Origin of the sequence: Cohnella sp. GCM10020058 (assembly GCF_042683485.1) — a bacterium.
Classification (GTDB): domain Bacteria; phylum Bacillota; class Bacilli; order Paenibacillales; family Paenibacillaceae; genus Cohnella.
Genome location: NZ_JBHUJV010000013.1, coordinates 605605 through 628147, shown reverse-complemented (window position 1 = coordinate 628147; position 22543 = coordinate 605605). Strand labels below are relative to the sequence as shown.

Annotated in this window: 22 protein-coding genes; 19 read left to right on the top strand and 3 right to left on the bottom strand. The window is 58.4% G+C overall.

The annotated features are described in order from the left end of the window. Window positions 1-493: 493 nt before the first annotated feature. The 10 genes from ACFSR7_RS24400 to ACFSR7_RS24355 all read left to right on the top strand — a co-directional run bounded on the left by ACFSR7_RS24400 (window position 494) and on the right by ACFSR7_RS24355 (window position 11663). Window positions 494-1921 carry an FAD/NAD(P)-binding protein gene (locus ACFSR7_RS24400; protein ID WP_378166069.1) on the top strand — a complete coding sequence of 476 codons (1428 nt, stop codon included), beginning with the start codon at window positions 494-496 and terminating at the stop codon, window positions 1919-1921. A gap of 229 nt (window positions 1922-2150) precedes the next feature. After that, window positions 2151-3971: a sensor histidine kinase gene (locus tag ACFSR7_RS24395; protein WP_378166067.1), complete on the top strand. Its 1821-nt coding sequence runs from the start codon at window positions 2151-2153 to the stop codon at window positions 3969-3971. Then, window positions 3937-5181 carry a response regulator transcription factor gene (locus ACFSR7_RS24390; RefSeq protein ID WP_378166065.1) on the top strand — a complete coding sequence of 415 codons (1245 nt, stop codon included), beginning with the start codon at window positions 3937-3939 and terminating at the stop codon, window positions 5179-5181. Before ACFSR7_RS24395 ends, ACFSR7_RS24390 begins: the two co-directional genes overlap by 35 nt. Window positions 5182-5339: 158 nt before the next feature. Next, window positions 5340-5810: a NanQ anomerase/TabA/YiaL family protein gene (locus ACFSR7_RS24385; RefSeq protein ID WP_378166063.1), complete on the top strand. Its 471-nt coding sequence runs from the start codon at window positions 5340-5342 to the stop codon at window positions 5808-5810. A 48-nt stretch (window positions 5811-5858) separates the two neighbouring features. Continuing rightward, window positions 5859-7271, top strand: coding sequence for an ABC transporter substrate-binding protein (locus ACFSR7_RS24380; RefSeq protein ID WP_378166061.1), 1413 nt, complete (start codon window positions 5859-5861; stop codon window positions 7269-7271). A 95-nt stretch (window positions 7272-7366) separates the two neighbouring features. Next, window positions 7367-8242 carry a carbohydrate ABC transporter permease gene (locus ACFSR7_RS24375; RefSeq protein WP_378166060.1) on the top strand — a complete coding sequence of 292 codons (876 nt, stop codon included), beginning with the start codon at window positions 7367-7369 and terminating at the stop codon, window positions 8240-8242. Window positions 8243-8252: 10 nt separating this feature from the next. Beyond that, entirely contained in the window at window positions 8253-9095 is an 843-nt protein-coding gene (locus ACFSR7_RS24370; RefSeq protein ID WP_378166058.1) for a carbohydrate ABC transporter permease, read from the top strand. Between the two features lie 6 nt (window positions 9096-9101). After that, complete coding sequence (locus tag ACFSR7_RS24365) at window positions 9102-10052, top strand: ROK family protein (protein ID WP_378166057.1); 951 nt, start codon at window positions 9102-9104, stop codon at window positions 10050-10052. Then, entirely contained in the window at window positions 10045-10959 is a 915-nt protein-coding gene (locus ACFSR7_RS24360) for a dihydrodipicolinate synthase family protein (RefSeq protein WP_378166055.1), read from the top strand. The genes ACFSR7_RS24365 and ACFSR7_RS24360 overlap by 8 nt, the downstream gene beginning before the upstream one ends. Window positions 10960-10982: 23 nt before the next feature. After that, entirely contained in the window at window positions 10983-11663 is a 681-nt protein-coding gene (locus ACFSR7_RS24355; protein WP_378166054.1) for an N-acetylmannosamine-6-phosphate 2-epimerase, read from the top strand. A 174-nt stretch (window positions 11664-11837) separates the two neighbouring features. On the opposite strand, the gene ACFSR7_RS24350 is transcribed toward ACFSR7_RS24355, so the two are convergent. Then, window positions 11838-12140, bottom strand: coding sequence for a hypothetical protein (locus ACFSR7_RS24350; protein ID WP_378166052.1), 303 nt, complete (start codon window positions 12138-12140; stop codon window positions 11838-11840). Further along, window positions 12118-13002: a helix-turn-helix domain-containing protein gene (locus tag ACFSR7_RS24345; RefSeq protein ID WP_378166051.1), complete on the bottom strand. Its 885-nt coding sequence runs from the start codon at window positions 13000-13002 to the stop codon at window positions 12118-12120. The genes ACFSR7_RS24350 and ACFSR7_RS24345 overlap by 23 nt, the downstream gene beginning before the upstream one ends. Before the next feature lie 149 nt (window positions 13003-13151). On the opposite strand from ACFSR7_RS24345, the gene ACFSR7_RS24340 reads away from it, so the two are divergent. From ACFSR7_RS24340 to ACFSR7_RS24330, 3 genes are read left to right on the top strand one after another with little or no spacing between them, the layout of a single operon-like run. Then, window positions 13152-13910 carry a sugar phosphate isomerase/epimerase family protein gene (locus tag ACFSR7_RS24340; RefSeq protein ID WP_378166049.1) on the top strand — a complete coding sequence of 253 codons (759 nt, stop codon included), beginning with the start codon at window positions 13152-13154 and terminating at the stop codon, window positions 13908-13910. Between the two features lie 30 nt (window positions 13911-13940). Further along, complete coding sequence (locus ACFSR7_RS24335) at window positions 13941-15104, top strand: Gfo/Idh/MocA family protein (RefSeq protein WP_378166047.1); 1164 nt, start codon at window positions 13941-13943, stop codon at window positions 15102-15104. A gap of 5 nt (window positions 15105-15109) precedes the next feature. Further along, window positions 15110-16180, top strand: a complete 1071-nt coding sequence (locus ACFSR7_RS24330) for a Gfo/Idh/MocA family protein (protein WP_378166117.1) — start codon at window positions 15110-15112, stop codon at window positions 16178-16180. A gap of 234 nt (window positions 16181-16414) precedes the next feature. Here ACFSR7_RS24330 and ACFSR7_RS24325 read toward each other — a convergent pair whose 3' ends face one another. After that, window positions 16415-16543 (bottom strand): hypothetical protein, encoded by a 129-nt coding sequence (locus ACFSR7_RS24325; protein ID WP_378166045.1) that lies wholly within the window; start codon window positions 16541-16543, stop codon window positions 16415-16417. A 610-nt stretch (window positions 16544-17153) separates the two neighbouring features. Between ACFSR7_RS24325 and ACFSR7_RS24320 the strand changes: the two genes are divergently transcribed. From ACFSR7_RS24320 to ACFSR7_RS24295, 6 genes are all read left to right on the top strand, one after another. After that, window positions 17154-18059 carry a LysR substrate-binding domain-containing protein gene (locus tag ACFSR7_RS24320; RefSeq protein WP_378166043.1) on the top strand — a complete coding sequence of 302 codons (906 nt, stop codon included), beginning with the start codon at window positions 17154-17156 and terminating at the stop codon, window positions 18057-18059. A 189-nt stretch (window positions 18060-18248) separates the two neighbouring features. Then, complete coding sequence (locus tag ACFSR7_RS24315; protein ID WP_378166041.1) at window positions 18249-19166, top strand: transporter substrate-binding domain-containing protein; 918 nt, start codon at window positions 18249-18251, stop codon at window positions 19164-19166. A gap of 21 nt (window positions 19167-19187) precedes the next feature. Then, on the top strand, window positions 19188-19973 hold the full coding sequence (locus ACFSR7_RS24310) for an amino acid ABC transporter permease (protein WP_378166039.1): 786 nt from the start codon (window positions 19188-19190) through the stop codon (window positions 19971-19973). Continuing rightward, window positions 19970-20680, top strand: coding sequence for an amino acid ABC transporter permease (locus ACFSR7_RS24305; protein WP_378166037.1), 711 nt, complete (start codon window positions 19970-19972; stop codon window positions 20678-20680). The genes ACFSR7_RS24310 and ACFSR7_RS24305 overlap by 4 nt, the downstream gene beginning before the upstream one ends. Then, entirely contained in the window at window positions 20677-21429 is a 753-nt protein-coding gene (locus ACFSR7_RS24300) for an amino acid ABC transporter ATP-binding protein (protein WP_378166035.1), read from the top strand. The genes ACFSR7_RS24305 and ACFSR7_RS24300 overlap by 4 nt, the downstream gene beginning before the upstream one ends. A gap of 20 nt (window positions 21430-21449) precedes the next feature. After that, window positions 21450-22469, top strand: coding sequence for an LLM class flavin-dependent oxidoreductase (locus ACFSR7_RS24295; protein WP_378166033.1), 1020 nt, complete (start codon window positions 21450-21452; stop codon window positions 22467-22469). The last annotated feature ends 74 nt before the right edge of the window (window positions 22470-22543 follow it).

The window sequence follows — 22543 nt, the reverse complement described above, 5'->3', positions numbered from 1 at the left end:
TCTTCTCTACAATAGGGGTCTTTTTGTTTTTTGCCCATGAAAAACCCGCTTTAATTAACATAAATAGTAATTTTAGATTGATTTTCATGTTAATTTTTATGCAAGGCTAGTGGGAAAAACCGCATAACTACCGGCAAATAGCCGAAAGCCGACGGAGATGTCACTTTCCTTACATAATGAGTGTTTACCGCGAATCAAACGCTCCAAAACCACGCTATCCTCGCTTATATCTAACTTTCACCTCCATCGAAATCGCTCCAACCGCATAATAAGTGCGACTAGAATGGCAGCTTAGGACCCATGAGAACTATCCATATGCTCGTAATCGCGTACAATCCGCTCTTCGAAAATTAGAAATCCTCACAAGAAATAGAGCTCCGCACTGTCCAGAACGAACAAAAGACGATAATATGATGTTAATCTATCATGATGTGTTTATAAATGTGACACAAACGAAAATCGCGAAAACACGCCCCGGAAAGGAAGGGTCACGATGAGCCTTGAAGCGTTAAACGAGCGCGTTAAAACCGACCTTTCTTACCTGGCGTTCGGCGGCGAAACATGGGTTCGCCGGATCCCGCATCAGGAAGGTCGTGTCTATGACGCCGTCATCGTGGGCGGCGGCCAGAGCGGACTGGGCATCGCCTTCGGTCTTATGCGCGAGCGAATCTATAATATTTTAATCGTCGACGAAAATCCGGAAGGCATGGAGGGACCATGGGAAACGTACGCCCGTATGACGACGCTGCGTACGCCTAAGCATCTGACATCGATCGATCTGGGCGTCCCGTCGCTGACGTTCCGGTCCTGGTGGGAGGCACAGTTCGGTCTCGAGGGCTGGGAAGCGATCGACAAAATTCCGCGGGGCGACTGGATGAACTACCTGCGTTGGTACCGCAAGGTGCTGAATCTTCCCCTTGTCAACGAAACGAAGCTGACGCTGGTAGAGCCGCTGGGAGAAGGGATTCACAGGCTGCATCTTAAAGGTGCAGGTGCGCCCGCTTCTTCGGTGCTGGCTCGCAAGGTCGTGCTGGCGACGGGCATCCAGGGCGGCGGCGAATGGCATGTGCCGCCAATGATCGCGGACAGCTTGCCGCCGGATCTCTACGCCCATACGTCCCAGGCGATCGATTTCGCTACCCTCCGCGGCAAAAAAATCGCGGTGCTCGGCGGCGGCGCCTCCGCCTTCGACAATGCGAACTTTGCGCTCGGCGCAGGCGTCGCCGAAGCGCATGTGTTCGTGCGGCGCCAGGCGCTGCCGCGGATTAACCCGATCCGCCAGATGGAAGGCTCGGGCATGATCGAGCGCTTCCCGGCGCTGTCGGACGCGGACAAATACGGGGTCATCGCGCACTTTTTCAAGTTCAACCAGCCGCCGACCAACGACACGTTCGAGCGCGCGAGCGCCTGGCCCGGCTTCGCGCTTCATCTCGGCGCGCCGTGGCTCGCAGTTCGCCCGGAAGGAGACGGCGTCGTCGTGACGACGCCGCAGGGCGATCGTTCCTTCGATTTTCTCATCGTCAGCACCGGTCTGCTCACCGACCCCGCCCTGCGTCCCGAACTCGCGCGTATCGAGCGGCATATCGCCCGCTGGGGTGAGCGGTACAAGGCGCCCCCCGATTTAGCAAGCCCGATGCTCGATGCGCATCCGTACCTCACGCCCGGCTTCGCCTTCACGAGCCGCGACGAAGCGGGGGCGGCGCAGCTGCGCGGAATTTTCACCTTCAATTACGCCGCTCTCATCAGCTGCGGCATTTCCGCATCGGCGCTGTCCGGCATGAAGTTCGGCATTCCGCGGCTCGTCGCCGCGCTGGCCGACCAGCTGTTTCTCGACGACCGGGAAGAGACGCTCGGCCGCTATTACGGCTACGATGTTCAGGAGTTCGTAGGCGAGTGGCCGCGCCGATCCGTACACGATTAGGCGTTACCCGCCGCCTCGCCCGTTCCGAATGCACGGCCGCCGCTTGGAGATGTCGTCTCCCTGCGGTTTTTTTGTCGTTCGATGCGCCGTAACCGCATCAAAGGCCGAATCAAACCGTAGCAACTCGTCAAAAATGAGCTCCATGAGGCGAAATTTGTTGGACGGTATTGCTGTCGAGTAGACTTAGAGTCGTGCAACCAAGAACGTTAATGCAAAGGCAGTGGAAAACTTGAAGCTCATTCTGAACATCCGCCGCGCGCTGCTCCGCGCCAACTCCATCCGCTACAAGCTGTTTTTCTCAATCTTGTTTTTCCTCGTGATTCCGGTCCTGCTGACCTTCTATCTGATGGACAAGCCGCTGGAGCGCGTCATCGAGCGCAACCTGGGCAGCTCGGCGCAGAGCGCCCTTAATCTCGTCGACATCAATGTCAATCTGCTGCTGGAGGACATGCTGCAGTCCGCAGTCGAGATCACGACGAACCCTGGCATCGTGACCATGCTTAAAGATCCGGACGCCATCAGCGGGTACGACAAACTGCGCTTGAACGATACAATCATGAACAGACGGACGAGCTCTTATTTTTCAAATACATACGTCACGCTCATCGATGCGAAGGGCGGACGGCTGAGCACGAGCTACGTATCGGACGCTTCGCTGGCCCGGCTCCTCCAATCGGAGTGGTATGCCAGAATGATGTCCAAATCTTTTCAGCTTGAATGGACGTCCGCCGATAGCGGCGAATGGTATTCGGTCAATCGACCGCTGGTCACCTTAAAAAAGACGGTCACGGAAATTCAAACCGGACGCAACATCGGCATGGTGCTGTTCAGCGTTGCAGAGGAGGACGTACGCAAGTATCTCGAGGGACTCGAAGGTCAGGTGTACTTGGTCGACAAATCCGGCGTCATCGTATCCGGCTCGTCGAAGGGGACGGTGGGCAGGCTGTTGTCCGAGGAGATGGATACGGCTTCGATGCGCGGGCAGACCAAGGGGCAAGAGATTGTCCGTAAGGGCAAGCAAAAGTGGATCGTCAATTACAATACGGTCCCGGTTAACGGTTGGCGGGTCGTGCAGTTCGTTTCCTACGACACGGTGTTTAAGGAAATATTCGCGATTCGCAAGACCAACGTGCTTATTTTCCTGCTCATATTTGTTGTGTTCGCCATGATTACCATTACGATTTCCTACGGCATATCCAAGCCGCTCAACCTGCTTAAGCGCCGGATGGAGGAACTGGAGGATAAGGGCTTCCATTCGTCTATCCCGGTCAAGGGTCCCGGCGAAGTCGCCGCGCTGATCGCGACTTATAACAAAATGGTCAGGGAAATCCGTACGCTCCTGTCCAGGCTGAAGGACGAATACGAGCAAAAAGAAGATATGCGGTTCAAGGCGCTCCAGGCGCAGATCAACCCCCATTTTATCCTGAACACGCTCAATAATATCAAATGGATGGCCTATATTCGCAGCGACAACGACGTGGGCGACATGCTGTCCAACCTCGGGGGCATGCTTGAGGGAAGCATCGGACGAGGCGGCAGCCTCATCCCGCTGCGACAGGAGCTCGATTATGTCCACAATTATATCGGATTGATGAAAATCAAATTTCCGGAGCGGCTGACGTTCGAGACTGATGTGCCGGAGAAGCTGATGGGTCAGGAGGTCATCAAGATCATGCTCCAGCCGTTCGTTGAGAACAGCCTGCTGCACGGGATCGAGCCGGCTGAAGGCGCCGGGAAAATCGTCGTACGGGCGAGAGCCGAGGGGGACCGCTTTCTGCTCGAGCTGACCGACGACGGAGCCGGCATCGGGGCGGATAAGCTCGCGGAGCTCCGGAGAAGCCTGTCCGAGGGATCCGAAGAAAAGCCGCCGGAGCGGATCGGCATTAAAAACGTGCACGACCGGATTCGGCTTCAATACGGAGCGCCTTTCGGCATTGATATTTTCAGCGAGATCGGGCAAGGGACGACCGTCGTCTTTTGCTTGCCGTTCAAAAAAGCGACGGGAGGAATGGACGATGAGACAGCCGGGCGTGATGCTCGTCGACGATGAACTGCTGGTGCGGCTTGGAATTAGGTCGCTGATCGATTGGGAAAAGCACGGCTTCGAATTCATGGGCGACGCGGCGGACGGGGAGGAAGCGCTGGCTTTGATGGCACAGGGCGCACCGGATATCCTGCTTACCGATATCGTCATGCCCCGCATGGATGGGCTCGCGCTGATCGAGCATGTGAAGCGAGCGTATCCGAAAACGCTCATCATCGTGCTCAGCAGCCACAATGAGTACGATTATGTACGCCGCGCGATGAAAATGGGCATCGAGGATTACCTGTTAAAAACGTCGCTGAAGCCGGCAGAGCTGCTGGCGCTGCTCTCCGAAGCGGCGGAGAAGATTGCGCGGGAGCGCGAGCGGGAGTCGATGCAGGCAGTTCAGGCCGCCCAAGCTGTCCGGGCTGCAGAGACAGTACGCAAGGACGAAGCTGCCGGCCGCAGAGAACGACTATCCAAGCTGCTGCTGTCGGCGCTGGCGGCGGAGCCGGACGATAAAGCCTTTCGCGCGCTGGCGGAAGCCGAGGAGCCGCGCCCGAACTATAGCCTGTTGGTGCTCGGCATGCTTCGCATGCGGGAGGGCGTGCAGGAGCAGTCCGCCTCAGGGCTGCTCGCGCACCTCGTCCGTTCGGAGCTGGCCGGCCGTCTCGCGAGCGATCCCGCCGCTTGCGGCGGCCGCGAGGTCGCTGCGCTGCTGCATCCGCCGGCGGACCGCTGCGATGCGGATCGGCTCGTCGCCGAGCTGGCCGCCGCCTCCCGGCAACTTCTTGGAATCTCGCTGGCCGGCGGCGTGCAGGGGCCGTTCGACGACTGGCGGCAGCTGCCGGAGCTGTACGGTCGCATCCGCCACCGTCTCAGCGTCGCGGAGGCGCAGGACACGCCGCGCAGCGACATTAAAAGGCTGCTGGACTATATGTCTGCAAATTATGCGGACACGCTGTCGTTAAAAGCCGCGGCGGCCATGGTCAATATGAGCGAGAGCTATTTAAGTACGGTATTCAAGCGGGAGACCGGCAAAGGCTTTACGGACTGGATCAATATGCTCCGTATCGAGCGAGCCGCCGCCGAGCTGGCGGAGACCGACCTGCCCGGTTATTTAATCGCGGAGCGGGTCGGCTACGAGAACGTCAACTATTTCGGACGTCTTTTCAAAAAAATAAAGGGCGTCAGTCCCCAACAGTTTCGGGCGCAACGGCAAAAAGACGGAAAATGAAAAGGTTTTCACGAAAAATGGCCCGAATCGAAAAATCGTGAACATTTCGTTAAAATCCGTTCCTGTTGGCTCATTTGCCACAGCGATATACTTGCCTCAACAAGTCGATCGGCCGATGCCGGCGGCCTGTCAAACCAAAGGGAAGGAGGGGCGGCGGCATGCTTGCAAGCACAATCGAAAATTGGCCTCGCGAGCGGAATCACGCGCATCCCATTATCCGCAAAGCTGTTGATTTTTTGAAGGGAACCGACTTTTCGGGACGCGAAGACGGGGTTTGCCCCATCTGGGGAGACGAGATGTACGGGCGCATCATGACGCTGTCGTCCAAGACGGCCGATACGCAGCCGGCGGAAAAGCATGAACGCTATGCAGACGTTCATTTCCTGCTGGAAGGCGAAGAGACGATCGGCTGGCAGCCGAACACCGAATCTCTGACGCCGTCTCAGGCGTACGACGCGGAGCAGGACTTCGCTTTGTACGAGTCGCTGCCACAGGAGTCGCGTGTCCGGCTGCGGCCCGGGACGTACGCCGTGTTCCTGCCAGGCGACATTCACCGGCCCGGGATCGGCGATCGGCCGGGCGACGCAATCCGCAAGATCGTCATCAAGATCGACATGTCGTTATTGTAAGCGTCTCCACGTTTTAAGATCGAGACAAGCATAAGGGGGTCCTTATCCATGTTAAAAAAAAGAATGCTTGCCGTCGTACCGGCCGTGGCGCTGTCCATGGCAATGCTCGCCGGCTGCGGCAACGATGTCAAGTCCGGAGAAGCGTCGTCCGGCGCATCCGGCGGCGCGGGAGCGGGCAAAGACAAGGTCGAGATCTCGGTCTGGCTGACGCCGCAGTGGAAGGGCGTGTACGACGCGACTGAGAGCGATGCCGATTACGACAGCTTTTTCAAAGCCGCTGCCGACAAGTTCGTCAAGCAATACGACAAGTACGACGCCAAGATCAACGTACAAGTAATCGCTGGCGATCAGCGGGACGAACTGCTCAACGTCAATCTGAACGGAGGTACGCCGCCCGACGTATTTTTCGAGAGCGTTTTCGCGATGGGCGATTACGCGCACCGCGGCGCGCTCGTACCTTTGAACGACATCGTGGACGATGCCGCGAAAAGCGACATCGCGCAAGGCTATTGGGACAACGTTACGTTCGGCGACGAGATCTATTTCTATCCGTTCTCGAACAATCCGGGGACGCTCGTCTACAACGCAGACATGCTCAAAGCGGCGGGACTTGAAGGTCTGGTCGGCGGAGAGAACGAAGTCAAGACGTGGACGCTGGACGAATATAACCAAATCCTTGAGGCGCTGAAGACAAAGCTGCCGAAGGACAAGTATCCGAATGCGTATCCGATGGCGCTCTACGCGCTCAACAGCCAGGGCGATACCTGGACCCTCGCTTACCTGCGCATGTTCGGCAACAAGTTTTTCGACGACCAGGGGAATATCGTCTTGGACGATGCGAACGGCGTAAAGGCGGCCCGGTGGCTGTACGATACCTACAAGTCCGGCCACACGAATCCCGGCGCCGAGTCGGTTTCGTCCAACGACGCCAACGCTATGTTCCAGAACCAACAGCTCGGCATCAGCTTCACCAACCCGGTCCTTTACAACAACATGAAGGCCGACATGGCCGCGGGCAAGATGCCGAAGTTCGACGTCCGCCTCGCCAACATTCCGTCCGAGAGCGGGACGCCATTGACCTTCACCTACGTCGTCGGCGCCAGCGTGTTCAAAACGGACGACGCCAAGCGTACCGAGGTCGCAAAAGACTTCGTCAAATTTTTCTCCACCGATCCCGAGCTCGTCAAAGCGTCGAAAAACAGTATTCCGGTCCGCAGCTCCGTCGTCTCGGAGTTCAAGTCGCAATTCCCGCTGTTCGAGGCCTATGCCAAAAACGCCGCCCATATGTTTTCCTTCACCGGCAACGTGCCGGGCTATAGCGAACTGAGGCAGGTGCTCTATCCGGAGCTGCAAGCGATGTACATCGGCGAGAAAACCCCCGAGGAGGCCGTTAAGGATTATCAGACGAAGGGGAACGAAGTCATACAGAAGGCGAAGGCCAATTCCGTACTGAGCAAGTAATGTCAGTATGTCGGCGTCCCGTCTAACACATTTTCGATGCCCGGCCCCGCGGTCCGAGCGGCGGCCGGCGCCTTTCGAGAAAGGGAACGGCAACCATGAGACTGCGAAACCCCTACCTGAAAGAAAACATCACCGGTTATCTGTTCATTTTACCGCAATTTCTGCTCTTTTTGATATTTATCGTTTATCCGATCGTCGAGGGCATTCGCCTCAGCTTCTACAAGATTCAATTCCAGAAAGAGACCTTCGTCGGATTCGACAATTATGCGGATCTGTTCGCCGATCCCGTTTTCTTTAAATCCGTCGTCAATACTGTCGTCTTCGTCGTCTTTATTGTCCTGCTTACGGTGTTTTTTGCGCTATTTGTATCGTCCTCGGTATTCGATAAAAACGCAAAGTACGTTTCGTTCATTCGCGGGAGCTACTACATTCCGGTCATGGTATCGATGGTCGTCATGAGCATGGTCTGGAGTTTCCTGCTTAATCCGGCCAACGGGCTCATCTCCCATACGGCGCGGGAGCTGGACTTCGGCATCGTCAATCTGCTTGGCAACAAGACTACGGTGTTGCCGGTCATCATTTTCGTGACGTTCGCGACCAATGTCGGACAGGCGATCATTCTGTACATCGCTTCCATGATCGGCGTGCCGAAGGACCTGTTCGAGGCGGCCGAAGTCGACGGCGCGAGCCGCGTGAGGGTAATCTTCCAGATTCTCATTCCGCTCGTCAGGCCGACCACGGTTTACATCACGATCATCAACATTATCGCCGTGCTCAAAATTTTCGTCGTCATCCAGCTGCTGACCGGCGGCGGACCGAACAATGCGTCCGTCACGATGATGTATTACTTGTACAACAATGCCTTCAAGTACAATCAGCTCGGCATTGCGTCCGCCGTCGGGGTCATCATGTTCTTCATAACGCTGCTGCTGTCCGTACCTCAGCTGCGATCGCTGTTCAAGGATAAGTGAGGGATGCATCATGGCGAAAACTTATGGCAAAAAGAGGCGCGAAGCTTACGATCTCGTCGCCAACGGCATCATCGTCTTTTTTGCGGCCCTGAATCTGTTTCCGCTCTATTGGCTGTTCACCAGCTCGCTCAAGAACAGTTCGGACGTCATCAAGATGCCGCCGGACTGGTGGCCCAGGACATTCACCTTCGGCAATTACGCGGACGTATTCGAGAGCCAGCCAGCGTTGCGTTGGACTTTTAACAGCCTATTCGTCGCGGGATTCACGACCGTGCTGCTGATCGTATTCAGCTCGATGGCGGCATATGCGTTCTCCAAGCTGAACTTTAAAGGCAAAAACGTCATTTTCATTCTTTTCGTCTCCAGTCTGATGGTGCCCAAGGAAGTTATGATCGTACCTTTGTTTCGGATCGCCCAGGAGCTCGGCCTCGTCAACAACCTTTACGGCATGATCTGGCCCAATGTCGCGACGGCGTTCGGCGTGTTCCTGCTTAAGAGCTTCTTCGACGCTGCGCCCGACGCGCTGCGCGAAGCCGCCCGGATCGACGGCGCAGGAGAGGTACGCACTTTTCTCAAGATTATGATCCCGATCGTCAAGCCAGGAATCGGCGCACTGTTTATCCTGAACTTCGTTCAGGTATGGAACGACTATCTCTGGCAGCTCGTCATCGGGCAAGACAAGGAGATGAAGACGCTCATGGTCGGAATCTCGACCTTGATGCAGGATCTCAACCCCAACTTCGCTTATAAAATGGCCGGCGCTACCGTCGCCGCGATTCCGATGCTGCTCATCTTCCTGCTGTTCCAGCAATACTTCACGCGAGGTCTTGCGGCCGGCGCCGTAAAGGAGTAAGCGCGCATGCCACATACGGAATTCGATGGGGATCGGATCGGCGCTTCCGGTGCGCACTGGGTCGCCTTCGATGTCGGCGGGACGGACATCAAGTTTGCCGTATTCGACGCAGGGGCAAATATGGTTTTCACCCGCTCAGAAGCGACGCCTCAGGGCGCGGACGCCGGTCGGCGCATCCCGGGCACGGTCTGCGGGATCCTGGCTGGCCTACTGGCTCGATTTCCCGGCGTCCAGGGTGTCGGAATCAGCACCGCGGGCGTCGTTAACCCGGAATGCGGCGAGATCGTTTATGCGGGACTGACGATTCCGGCTTATCGGGGCGTACAGTGGATGCGGGAGATCGAATCGCGCTTCGGCTTGCCGGCATGCGTCGCCAACGACGTGAGCGCCGCGGCGACAGGAGAGCATTGGCGAGGCGCCGCGAGAGGCTATGGCGACTTCTTCTGCGTGACGCTCGGGACTGGCATCGGCGGTGCGCTGTTCTGCGGAGGTCGACTCATAACGGGAAGTTCGTTCCGTGCCGGGGAGATCGGTCATAGCCTTTTCGACAAGGCGACTTGCACGACCTACGAGCAGCGGGCTTCCATGTCCGCACTACTGAAGCGTGCTGCGGCCGAATTGCCTGGATTTGCCGGCGGCGGCCGGGCGCTGTTCGATCGGGCTCGGCACGGCGATGCGGCTTGCGAACGGCTCATCGACGCGTGGAGCGAGGAGGTCGCCAGAGGCTTGGCCGAGATCGTGCTGCTCGCCGATCCGGCGATGATCGTCATCGGCGGCGCCGTGTCCGAGCAGGGCGATTACTTGATTGACAAGCTTAGCGATCAGATGCCGGCTTATCTGCCGGCAGGATTCGCAAGGACGTGCTTGAAGGCGGCGGCGCTCGGCAACCGGGCCGCCTTGTACGGCGCCATATATCCCTATTTTATGAAAAGCGAAGGTGAGCTTCAGGATGAGTAAAAATTGGATTAACGCCTTTGCAGGCGTCTATGTCGCGATGTATTCGGCATACGACGGACAAGGAAACGTCAATTCGGACCGCGTCCGCCGCCTTGCCCGGCATTATGTCGGCACCGGCGTCAAGGGTCTGTACGTCGGCGGCAGCTCCGGCGAAGGCATGCTGCAGACCGAAGCGGAACGCAAGCAGGTGCTCGAGGCGGTCATAGAGGAGGTAAAAGGGGAACTGACGGTCATCGTTCATGTCGGGGCCAATGCGACGCGCGAGAGCGAGGCGCTGTGCCGGCACGCAGAGGAAGTCGGCGCCGACGCGGTATCGGCTGTGCCTTCGATCTATTATCGATTGTCCGAGAAGGCTGTCGAGACGCATTGGCAGCGTATGATCGACAGCACGAGCCTGCCGTTCATCATTTACAATATTCCGCAGACGACCGGCTTTAGTCTGACGCCGCTCCTGCTCGGCCGCATGGCGGAGCAGGAGCGGGTCATCGGTGTCAAGATGTCCGGCGAGAGCGCGTTCGAGCTGCAGCAGTTCAAAGCGACCGGCGGCGACAATTTTCTAGTGTTCAATGGACCTGACGAGCAATATCTGGCGGGGCGCATCATGGGCGCGGACGGCGGCATCGGCGGAACCTACGGCGTCATGCCCGAGCTGTTCGTCGAGCTCGACCGGCTGTATCGGCATGGCGAGCTGGCGGAGGCGCAGGCGCTTCAGTTCGAGATCAACGGCATCATCAAGCGACTCCTGGGTTATCCGTCGCTCTACGGCGCCTGCAAGCATCTGCTCGGACTGCGCGGCGTAGAGACGGGGGCGCCCCGCCTGCCGCTTCTGCCGATCGATCCCGAGCAACGCGAAGCTCTCGCGGCTTTGAACCGGGACATCCTCGACCTGGTCGCATCAAGCAAGTAAGCCCATTTGGAGGTGGAGTAGCTTTGCTCGAACAGATGAAAGGCGGATTGGTGGTATCCTGCCAGGCGCTTCCCCATGAGCGGCTTCATGGCGCCGACATTATGGCGCGGATGGCCGCCGCAGCGGCGGACGGCGGGGCGGTCGGCATCCGGGCCAACTCGAATGCGGACATCGTTGCGATCAAGAAGGCGGTTGCGCTGCCGGTGATCGGCATCGTCAAGCGGGATTATCCGGACAGCGAAGTGTTCATCACCACGACGAGGCGGGAGATTGACGAGCTGCTGGACAGCGGCTGCGAAATGATCGCGATGGATGCCACGGCACGCGCCCGCCCAAACGGGGAAACGCTCGATGCGCTTGTCGCTTACTGCAGACAGCGCGCCCCTGCCGTTCGGCTCATGGCGGATATCTCGACGGCGGCGGAGGCGCTGACCGCGCAGGCGCTCGGCTTTGATTGCGCGGGTACGACGCTTCACGGCTATACGCCCTATACTTCGGCATCCAAGCTGTATGCGGACGACTTCCATTTTTTACGGGAGGTCCTGCAGACTGTGTCGATTCCCGTGATTGCAGAAGGCAATGTTCTGACGCCCGAGATGCTGCGGCGCTGCCTGGAACTGGGCGCTTTTTCGGTCGTCGTCGGAGGAGCCATCACCCGACCGATGGAGATTGCGAGGCGATTCGTCGAAGCGATCCGAGCTTGAAGCCTGTCAAAAAAATGAAAAGCGGACTCGCAGGAAACGCGAGTCCGCTTTTTTTGCAATTTTAGTAAGTATAAATTTGGGCGGCAATGCGCGGAAAGGTCAACGCGGTTATAACGTTCCGGTGCTTTTCGGATGTTTGGCTGGATCAAAAAACTGCATTTGTGCATCTATTTTCTACTGACGCGAGCCACCTGATGAAATACCTGCAAATGCGCAGGTAAATAAAAAGCGCAAGTCGAAAATTCGGTTGATGAAGAGAAATGCCTGCGCATTTGCATCTATTTTGTACAATAAGGTCGAAAACAGAAAAAAAGATGTATATTTGCAGGCGTTGCGGCGAAAAGACATCGGTGGCGATACGCCGGAGCCAATCGGAACGGCTGTTGGACAATCGCGCAGGAAGTAGCTACATCGCGGTTGCCCAGCAGCCGTACCTGTTCCAAGGGGATATCGTTCAAACGCGAATAATCGTTCCATCGCCAGAGTCCGCCCCGCCGCCCGATTCGTCCCCTCCCGGGGGGATCGTGCCGCGTTCTGTGGGCGCGTGCCCGTATATATTGCGGTAGGCTCTGAAAAAGGAGGAATAATGGCCGAAGCCCGCGCTTAAGGAAGCGGCGTTCGCGGTCTCGCCCTGCATCATGAGCTGCCTGGCAAGCGCGACGCGTTTATGGATGACGTAGTTGCCGACGGTCGTTCCGGTCGCCTTGCGGAATATTTTGTTCAAATGATGCTTGCTGACGAAGAAGAGGGCGGAGAGCTCGTCCAGCGAGATGTCTTCGGCAATATGGGCGTTCAGGTAGCCGATAATCCGCTCGACGGTCTGCCTCGGCCGCGCCTCTCCTTCGCTGCGATGAATCGTCCGGCTCATATGAAGCAGCTGCGTCAGCAGCGCGCCGAGCCGAATCCGCAGCGACAAGTCCCGGATATCGTCGCTCATCCCGGCGCACGACATGAGCTGCTCGAAAAAATCCCGCATGCCGAACCGGTCGGCATCGGTAAAATAGATGTCTTCCGGCGCGGACGCCTCATGGAACGTAGACAGCAGCAGCGGCCGCTCCTCGGCAGGCAGGAAGGCCGGATCGAAGTGAACCGCATAGCGCTCGTAAGGACGATCGCTCTCCACCCTGACCCCATGGAACACATTGGACGAGATCAACAGCAAACTGTGCGGGGCGGGCACGTATTCGACCCCTTCGACAAGGTAGCTTGCCTCGCCTTCGATAAAATAAAACAGCTCGTAAAAGTGGTGGCAATGCAGCGCGTACGCTTCCGTCCTGCGGCGGTCCAGGCCATGGTGGAAGTACACGGAATCGGTAAATAACTGCGCGATATTTCCCATTCGTCTCACTCCGTCATCCTGAACGTGACTTCAATACCGCTAGATTCGCAATCTCAGTCGTGCTTTTCACAATGGTTGCCGATCCTCGAATCACTATACTTAAAAGTAACACAAATCCCGTATGGATGACGAGGAGGAAGTCGTAAACGATGAAGTTGGGTGCGCAGTTGTATACCGTTAGATCGTATCTTCAGACAGAGGCGGACATTCGCAGATCGCTTGAGCGGATTGCGAAAATCGGCTATACGTCGATCCAGGTATCGGCGATGGGCACCATCGCGCCGGAGGTGCTCCGAGGCATTTGCGACGAACTTGGCCTAACGATCGCGCTGACGCATGTAAGCGCTGACCGTCTGCTGAACGATACCGAGGCCCTCATTCGGGAGCACGATATTCTAGGTTGCAAATATATCGGTCTCGGCGCGCTCGCGGAAAAATACCGCACGACGGAATGGTACGAATATTTCGCAAGCGACTTCCGCAAGGCCGCAGCCGCGATCGCAGACGCCGGCAAGTTGTTCATGTATCACAACCACAACTTCGAATGGCAAAAAATCGGCGGCAAGCGGCTGATCGAACGGCTGATCGAGGACTTCTCGCCGCAGGAGATGGGGATCACGCTTGATACGTACTGGGTACAGGCGGCCGGCGCGGACGTATGCGAATGGATCGCGAAGCTTGCCGACCGCATCCGCTGCGTTCATCTTAAGGACATGGACGTTCGGGGCATGGAGCAGGTCATGGCGCCGGTGATGGCGGGCAACATGAACTTCCCTGCCATTTTGGATGCGATCAAGCGGGCGGGAACGACCGAGTACTTGCTGGTCGAGCAGGATACGTGCGAGGGCAGTCCGTTCGATTGCCTGGAGACGAGCTACCTCAATCTCGCAGGACTCGGTTATCGCTAGCATTGAATACCGAACAGGGGAGCGTTCAAGATGAAGCAGCTGAAGCTTGGAATCATCGGCATGGGGAACATGGGGTCCTCGCATGCGAAAAAAATAGCGGAAGGCGCCGTGCCAGACGTGCTGGTGGCCGCAGTGGCCGAGCGCGAGCCGGAGCGTCTCGCGCAAGCTCGGGCGTATTTGCCTGCGCAGACCGCGCTGTTCGATTCTCCGGAGGCGCTTATGGACAGCGGGCTGTGCGAAGCCGTGTTGATCGCAACGCCGCATTACGAGCATCCGGCGCTGGCGATCAAAGCGTTCGAGCGCGGCCTGCACGTGCTGTGCGAGAAGCCGGCGGGCGTATACGCCAAGCAGGTGCGGGAGATGAACGAGCGGGCCGCGTCGAGCGGCGTCGTGTTCGCCATGATGTTCAACCAGCGGACCAACCCCGTTTACCGGAAAATGCACGAGCTGGTGAACGGCGGCGAGCTTGGCGCGATCAAGCGCGTCAACTGGATCATCACGGACTGGTACAGGACGCAATCTTACTACGATTCGGGCAGCTGGCGGGCGACCTGGGCCGGCGAGGGCGGCGGCGTGCTTCTTAACCAGTGTCCGCACAACCTGGACCTGCTCCAATGGATCTGCGGCATGCCGAGCCGCGTGCGCGCCTTTTGCCACAACGGGAAATGGCACGACATCGAGGTTGAGGATGACGTCACCGCATATCTCGAATTCGACAACGGCGCCACCGGCGTATTCGTGACGAGCACGGCGGACTGTCCGGGGACGAACCGGCTCGAGATCACGCTCGAGTGGGGCAAGCTTGTCTGCGAAAATGACAAGCTCACGCTCTACAAGCTCGACCGCAACGAGCGCGAATTTTGCTGCGACAAGACCGTCGGCGGCTTCGAGCGCCCCTCGTCGACGATGCTTGAGATTGCCGCCGAAGGCGAAAATCCGCAGCATCTCGGCGTCATCGCCGCTTTTGCGGGACGCATCCTGAACGGGACGCCGCTGACCGCGGATGGCGCGGAGGGCATTCGCAGCCTCGAGCTGTCCAACGCGATGCATCTGTCCAGTTGGCTTGAGCGTACGGTCGACATGCCGCCGGACGAGGACCTGTTCCTCGCGGAGCTCAACAAGCGCGCGGCCGCGTCGCGGCATAAGACGGGAACCGGAGCGGTCTTTAGTACGGAAGGGAGCTACGGATCATGAGTGACATGCAAAAAAAAGACGGCATGAACTATGCACCGAAGGGCAAGCCGAGTTCCGTCGTTTCTCAGGGCGAGTTCGCGTTCGCGGCGATCGCGCTCGACCACGGCCATATATACGGAATGGCGAACGGCTTGACGGAAGCCGGCGCAACGCTCAAGTGGGTATACGACCGCGACCTGGAGAAGGCCGAACGCTTTGCGAAGGCGTTCCCGGGCGTCAGGATCGCGCAGAGCGAATCCGAGATTTTGGTCGATCCGGAGATTCGGCTCGTTGCCGCGGCGGCGGTGCCTTCCGAGCGTTGCGCGCTCGGCCTTCGCGTCATGGATGCCGGCAAAGACTATTTCACGGACAAGACACCGTTTACGACGCTCGCGCAGCTTGCGTCCGCGCGGCAAAAGGCGGCGGAGACCGGACGTAAGTACATGGTTTATTACAGCGAACGAATCCACTCGGAAGCGGGCGTTTACGCAGGGCAGCTCGTGCGGGACGGCACGATCGGGCGCGTGCTTCAGGTCATCGGGCTCGGACCGCACCGGCTGAATGCGCCATCCCGACCGGAATGGTTTTTTCAGAAGGAAAGATACGGCGGCATTCTGTGCGACATCGGCAGCCATCAGATCGAGCAGTTTCTATATTACGCCGGCTGTACCGATGCGAAGGTGCTGCAAAGCAAGGTGTCGAATTACGCAAATCCGGATTATCCCGAGCTGGAGGATTTCGGGGACGCGACGCTCGTCGGTGATAACGGGGCAACGCAGTATTTCCGCGTCGACTGGTTGACGCCGGAAGGTCTAGGAACATGGGGGGACGGCCGCACGACGATTCTCGGTACCGAAGGCTACATCGAGCTGCGCAAGTACGTCGATATCGCGCACGATCCGTCAGGCGACCACGTGTATCTGGTCAACCGGGACGGGGAATTCCATGAAGCGGTGGGCGGCAAGGTCGGCTTTCCGTTTTTCGGAGAGCTGATCCTGGATTGCATCCATCGCACCGAACGGGCGATGACGCAGGCGCATGCCTTCAAGGCAGCAGAGCTCTGCCTGATCGCGCAGGATCAAGCCATTCGCGTCTAATCGCGCTTTTCAAAAAGAAGCGAGCTCGACATGGCCTGGTGTGTCGGCCGCCTGACGGAAGCACGAGTGACGTCCGCCGGCGGCGCAGCACGCCGACGACTTGCTCGCGCTGTCGATGCGCACGGGCGAGACCGCGCTCATCGGCCCCTGTAGCCGGCGAAAGACGAAAAACGCTCGTTCCGTGGATGGGATTCCCGGAACGAGCGTTTTTGCGTTGAGAAGTGTTAGGTGAGACTACTTGCGCCCGAGCGGCGGCGCGAAGCGGTCCGCCCCGTCGCCGGGATACGGACCGCTTTTTTCCTGATTCAGGCGGCGATTCGTGGACAGGTAAAGCGTGCGATCGGCGCGTGCAGCGCGACGCAAGTTTCGGATATCCGCCAAACCTAAAAGGACCGTCAGTGCGGTCCGCCCCTGACGGTTCTTTATGCGTTGAAACCTTGTCAAATGACCAGAAATCCAGGTGGCAAACAGTCGGTCCGACGAATCATTCTTATGTGCTCGGGCTTCAAACAAGAGCGCGAGATGATGAGAGAACCGGGTCCGCGTCCGCCGAACAAGCACTTCAGATCCGGGATATTTGTCGTGCCGCGATAGATACGGAATTTCCCCTGGAAGTTGGACCGGCTGAAGAGCACGAGCGTTGCTTCCCTGCTCGGCGAGAAGAAGCGAAGGCTACCGAGGTGGCTGTAAAGACGTCTCAAATCGCGAAGTGCCCGGTTGCCCCGCCATACGTAACGGCAGCCCTTGTAGTTCTTCTGGCTGAATAAGGAAAGCCTCGGGTAGACCTGCGATATCGTAGCGCGCATTGGCGTATCCACCTCCTTCCCTCCCCATAGTATATGGCGCGAGCGGACAGGCTGACTGGGGGAGAGGCGCGTGTTAAACGCCTGATTTCGCCGAATTAAGCTTGACAGCGGACACTAAATCAAACTAATATTACCTCCAAACACGGAATAATAAGGAGGGAAATGAATTGAATATCGAAAATATCGAAGCCTTCGTGCACGTTCTCCATTACGGCAGCTTCAACAAAGCTGCGGACGCACTTTTTCTGTCGCAGCCTTCCGTTACTGCACGGATTCAATCGCTCGAGCGCGAGCTGGACTGCCAACTGTTCGACCGCGTCGGCAAGCAGGTGCTGCTCACGAACAAAGGCAAGCTGTTCAGGCCTTATGCCGAGCAGCTGCTCGATACGTACCGCAAGGGCAAGCAGCAGGTGCGGCAGACGCAAGCCGCCAAGGAAGAGGTGCGGATCGGCTGTACCGTTTCCGCCGCCCAATATCTGCTGCCGCTCATTCTCCCGGCGTTCAGAAGAAAGCACCCCGCGCTGCGGCTTAAGCTGACGACGGCGACTTCCGAAGAGATCGGCGCGCGCGTCCTCTCCAAAGAGCTCGACATCGGCTTCGTCCGCAAATTCAATCATCCCGGCCTGAATTCCGCCGTCCTTTATGAGGATCCGATTCGACTGTACGTTCATCGCGAGCACGCACTGGCGGCCAACCCGCAGCCTCGCATCGAGGACCTGTCGCGGGAGCCGCTCCTCTTTTTCGAGTGCGGCGCGCTGGATTGGCTCCGCATTCACCGCGTCTTCGAGAGCCAGGGATTGCTTCCCAATCTCATCTTGCAGACGGACAACGCCGAGACGGCCAAGCGTCTGCTGCTTCAGCAGGAAGGCATCTGCTTCCTGCCGGGTATGAGCGTCCGCCGCGAAGAGCGCGAAGGCACGCTCGTTCCGATCGGTTTTCAAGAAACTGCCGGCATCGGTCTGATGACCAGTCTTATTAACGGGCAAGGGGAAAACGAAGCGTTTGCGCGCTCCTTAAAAGAGATCGCGGGTCAGGTCTTGTCGGGCGCGGACTCGGCTTATCGGATAGTGTGATTCACTTATAGAACTTATCTATTAGAAATCGTATTGACGCGCTTTCGGCAAGCGTGTAGATTATTGAACATATAATCCTTACTAAACGGGTAAGAATTATTAACTATTAAGAAACGGACGAATCGACCTGACATCCGGAGATCGTCGCGGCCAGCCGTATAACACGAGAAAAGGGTGGAGGATTTTAATATGAGAAAAAACAGATTATGGACGAGCGCGGCAAGTTTGGTATTGACGGCAACGGTAGCGGTGACGGCGGGCTGCGGCAACAAAAACGACAATGGCGCAGCAGCCGCGACAAGCAGCGCATCGGAAACGACAAAAGCGTCGGCCTCCGCGTCGGCACCGGCCTCCGCATCGTCGTCGGCGAGCACGGCGCCGGACGGCAAGGTCAAAAAAATCGTCGTCGGCACAGGCACGCAGTTCCCGAAGGTGGCGTTTCTGGACGACAAAGGGAAGCTCACAGGATTTGACGTCGAGCTCGTGAAGAAGATCGACGAGCGTCTGCCGGGGTATGAGTTCGATCTTCAGACGATGGAATTCAGCAACCTGCTGCTGAGCCTGGAAACGAAAAAAATCGACTTCGTGGCTCACGAAATGGAAAAAAATCCGGAGCGCGAACAAAAATACCTGTTCAACAAAGAGGCGTATGCGCATTGGCGCAACAAAATCATCGTGGCCAAGGACAATGATTCGATCAAATCGCTCGACGATCTCGCAGGCAAGAAGGTACTCACGGGCGCGACGAGCGCCGAGGCGCAGATACTCGAAAATTATAACAGAGACCACGACAAGAAAATCAATATCGTCTATCAGAGCGGCGCGGCAAACGATACGGTCAGCCAAGTCGCGACCGGCCGCGTGGACGCGACCATCGGCGCGGACTTCACGCTCTCCCTCATCGACCCCGAGAGCAAGCTGAAGACGGTCGGCGACGATCTGAGCGAAGCCGACATCCTGTTCGTCTTCCGCAAGGACGATCCCGAATCGCAGCAGCTCGCCGACGATGTCGATACGGCAATCAAGGAACTCAAGGCGGACGGCACGCTCGGCAGTCTCAGCAAAGAATGGCTCGGTCAGGACTTCACGGCCAACATCTCCAAATAGCGTCGGAAAGGGTGAGAGCCGATGGGTGCATCTGTCGATGTCTCCTACGTATTCGAGTATTTTGTCCGGCTGCTGCCTTCCGTGGGGATCACGCTGAAGATCGTGGTTTTCTCGTTTTTGATCGGTTCGGCGGTCGGCATGCTCGTCGCCCTTCCCCGTCTATACCGGATCCCCGTGCTGCAGCGGCTGTCCCAGGTGTACGTATCTTTTTTCAGGGGCACGCCGCTGCTCATCCAGCTGTTTCTGATCTATTACGGCCTGCCCGAGCTATTAAAGCTGGTCCATGTCGACGTCTCCCGCACCCCGGTGCTCGTATTCGTCATCACCGCCTACGCCCTGCATAGCGGCGCCTTCATCTCGGAGGCGATCCGGGCGTCCGTAGGCGCCGTGGATCGAGGTCAAGTCGAAGCCGGTTACGCGATCGGGATGACCGGATTTCAGGCATTCCGTCGCGTCGTGCTGCCGCAAGCGATCGCCGTGGCGATGCCCGTGCTCGGCAATCTGGCCATCGCCAACCTGAAGGACACGTCGCTTGCGTTTTCCCTCGGCATCATGGAGCTGACGGGCAAGGCGCAGACGCTGCCGACGATGACCCAGCGTTTTTTCGAATCGTATCTGGCGCTTGCGCTCCTGTACTTTATTCTGAGCTTCGTCCTTGAGAAGCTGCTCTACCGGCTGGAACGGCGGCTGCTCCGCCATGAGGCGACGGACGGCGCGTCCAAGTCCAGGGCGCGGGACCGGCGACGCGTGAAAGGTAACGATGCGAACGGCAGGCTGAATCTGACCGAAGAGGGGGCGCTGCGATGAAGCTCGATCCGGCATTCATCTGGGAAGCCTTTATCAAGCTGCTGGCCGCGATCCCGACGACGCTCGAGATTACTGCCGTATCGGTCGGATTCGGCTTTATCATCGGCATCGTCACCGCGCTGTCCCGCATTTACCGGATTCCCGTTCTTCGCGAGATCTCGTCGGCTTACGTGACCTTCGTCCGCGGCACGCCGATGCTGACCCACCTGCTCATGGTCATGTTCGGCCTCCCCATTGCGATCGACGCCCTGTCAGGCGCGCTCGGCCTTTCCTTCAGTTCCGTTCAAATCCCGATGATCGGCTTTGCGTACGTCGCATTCTCGATCACGGCCGGCGCTTATATGTCGGAGGTCGTACGTTCGGGCCTGCTCGCCGTAAACCGCGGACAGATCGAGGCTGCCTATGCGGTCGGCATGACGACCTGGCAGGCGCTTCGCCGAATCGTATTCCCGCAGGCATTCGCGGCCGCGCTGCCCAATCTGTCGAGCTCGGTGATCGGAATGCTGCACGGATCGACGCTCGCTTTTACCGCGTCGGTCGTCGAGATCAACGCCAAGGCGCAGATCGTCGCGTCGACCAACTGGAAGTTTTTCGAATCGTATATCGCGGCTGCGTTGATCTTCTGGGGGCTCACCATCGTTATCGAACGACTGACGGCACTGCTGGAAAAACGGGTCGCCCGCTATGACAGAGGAGGGGTCGCATGATCGCCTTGAAGCAAATTCGCAAGTCGTTCGGCCGTCAAGAGGTGCTTAAGGGCATCGATCTCGAGGTCGAAAAAGGCGAGGTTGTCGCCATCCTGGGTCCGAGCGGCTCCGGCAAGACGACGCTGCTGCGCTGCATGAACTACCTGGAGCGTCCGGGCAGCGGTCGCATTCAGATCGGCGAAGTCGCGGTCGATTGCGGCCATCCGTCCAAAAAAGACATTCACCGCCTGCGGGGCCGCTCTGCCATGGTGTTTCAGCAATACCATCTGTTCCGCCACAAGACAGCGCTGCAGAATGTCATGGAAGGACTCGTCGTCGTGCAAAACGTACAGAAGGAGGAGGCTAGGAAGCGGAGCGTCGAGCTGCTCGAGAAGGTCGGACTCGGCGCCAAGCTCGACGCCTATCCGAGCCAGCTGTCCGGCGGCCAGCAGCAGCGTGTCGGCATCGCCAGGGCGCTCGCGCTCAATCCTGACGTCATTCTGTTTGACGAGCCGACGTCCGCGCTCGATCCGGAGCTGGTCGGCGAGGTGCTTGCCGTCATCCGCAAGATCGCCCGGGAAGGCATCACGATGATCATCGTCACGCACGAGATGGCGTTCGCGCAGGAGGTGGCGAGCCGCATCGTGTTCATGGACGAAGGCGTCGTTATCGAGGAGGGCGCGGCTTCCGAATTTTTCAGATCGCCGCGGGAGGAGCGTACGAAGCAATTTCTGCGCCGCATGACCCCCGAGGCCGTTTATAATATCTAATTCGAACGGAGCTGGGACCTATGGCCTTATCCCTTGGCATTTTGGACCAAAGCATTGTTTTCCCCGGACGCACGCCCGCCGAGGCGCTGCAGGGTACGATCCGGCTGGCGCAGCTCGCCGAATCGCTTGGCTACGACCGGTTCTGGGTCGCCGAGCATCACGATTCGCCCACGGTGGCTGGCTCCTCGCCGGAAGTGCTGATCTCCCATTTGCTCGCCCGGACCTCGAACATCCGCGTCGGCTCCGGCGGCGTCATGCTGCAGCATTACAGCCCGTACAAGGTCGCCGAGAACTTCAATGTGCTCGCGACGCTGGCTCCGGGCCGGGTAGAGCTGGGCATCGGCCGCGCGCCGGGCGGTCTCCCGCGATCGACCCGCGCGCTGCAAGGCGAAACAGGCCAAGCGGCGGATCTGGCGAGTAAGCTCGGCGAACTGGAGCAGTACTTAAGCGGTCCTGCGGGCGAAGCCCATCCGCTCGCCGGCGTCCAGGCGAATCCGCTGCCCGCTGCACCTGCGGCGATTCATCTGCTCGGCACGAGCGTATCGAGCGCCGAGCTGGCAGCGAAGCGCGGATATCCGTACGCGTTCGCGCTATTCATCAACAACGACCCGGATACGGCCGCACGCGCCTTCGAGACCTACCGCGCGAGCTTCGACTATAGCACGGGCCGTCAGCCAAGGGCGATCCTTGCCTTGTCGGTCATCGCTTCCGACACGGAAGCCGAAGCCGCCGAGCTGGCCGGCGAATTCAAGAACGTGCGCGTCACGCTGGCAAGCGGTAAGACCGTCAACGTCGGCACGCTCGAGCAGGCCGAGGAGTTCGCGCGCCAGGCCGGCGAGACGTTTACTGCGGAGGTGCGCGACGCGGACATTACCCGCGGCACCAAGGAGCAGGTGCGCGAGCGTCTGCTGGAGCTGGCAAAAACTTATGGCGTCAACGAGCTGCTGTTTACGACGATTTTGGCGGATTTCGAGAAGCGCGAGCGTTCGATCCGTTTGATCAAGGAAGCGTTCGAGGAGCTGCCGGTCGGCGTCGACTGAATGGCCGATTGATTGAATGGCCGATTAATAGAAGAGGTAGCGAAAGGCGGTTGCCGGTTATCGAATGACCGCCC